The 959-nt window shown below is 46.3% G+C and carries 1 protein-coding gene; it reads left to right on the plus strand.

The genetic code is table 11. The features are described from left to right. Positions 1 to 90: 90 nt before the first annotated feature. Positions 91 to 918: a hypothetical protein gene (locus JF616_13685; protein MBW8888801.1), complete on the plus strand. Its 828-nt coding sequence runs from the start codon at positions 91 to 93 to the stop codon at positions 916 to 918. The last annotated feature ends 41 nt before the right edge of the window (positions 919 to 959 follow it).

Here is a 959-nt window from a genome sequence, read left to right on the forward strand (position 1 = left end):
ATTGGAATAAAATTCACGCTTGTGCCATCGGGGTAGTATTAAAATACTGAACAACCATAATTAATTCCCCTTCATAAAATATAGCGCAAAATGAAAATAAAATGGCAGATACCCTGGGCGATTCCAGTTCTGTTTTTCCTCCTCTCAAGCCAATGCAATTCTGGAAAAGATTTGAAAATTCATTCGGAGGAAATGATTAAGGCAGAGCTCAAGGGCGGCTGGGTTGTTTCGACTTATTGCCGTATCCTGGAGCGCACCCGATCGCCGCTTGCAGCCCGAGAAGCCTTCAATGACTATCACCAAATTATTTACGCCCCGGATCGCAAATTTTCTTTTTCCCAATCCGATTCGAGTTATTGGATTTTTCTTGACTCTGCTCAGGGAGTCCGCGCAGATGGCTTTCCGATTCGGTTCGACTTGGAAAAATCGATAGTCGTAGTCCTTACCGGGAATCTAAAGGATACCCTCGCGATCCTGGAACCCAACTATCGGGGAAATCCCGACAGGCTGCTATTGATAAAACCGATTCACGACATCTTGATATTCCATCGATCTGAAAAGGATTTCGAATGGGGATCCCCCACTGATAGGTATACGAACAAGGTGGTTCTGTCGGGAATTTTCTATCCGATCCTTGAGGGCATCCCGGATACGACAAAGCCCATAAGGTTCGAGGAGAGGGGGAAATCAAGGGATTTTTCCGAATTCGTGGGGAGCCCAACGCAGTATATTTTTTACATCGTCCATCTCTTCGGAATACAGGACTCCACCGACTTAATGATTATCCGGAATCCTGAATCAAAGATCGGCAGGGTTTTCGAAAGCAGATTCGGAATTGATACTTTGAAATTCTCGGAGGTACAACCGTTACCTACTGCTGGCAGAAAAACCTGTGTGTTGGTCCGGGCTAGGCGGTAGCCGTATGAACCACGATGGGAATAGTCCGCGCTGGACCGGTA

The organism is Fibrobacterota bacterium (assembly GCA_019509785.1).
GTDB lineage: Bacteria > Fibrobacterota > Fibrobacteria > UBA11236 > UBA11236 > Chersky-265.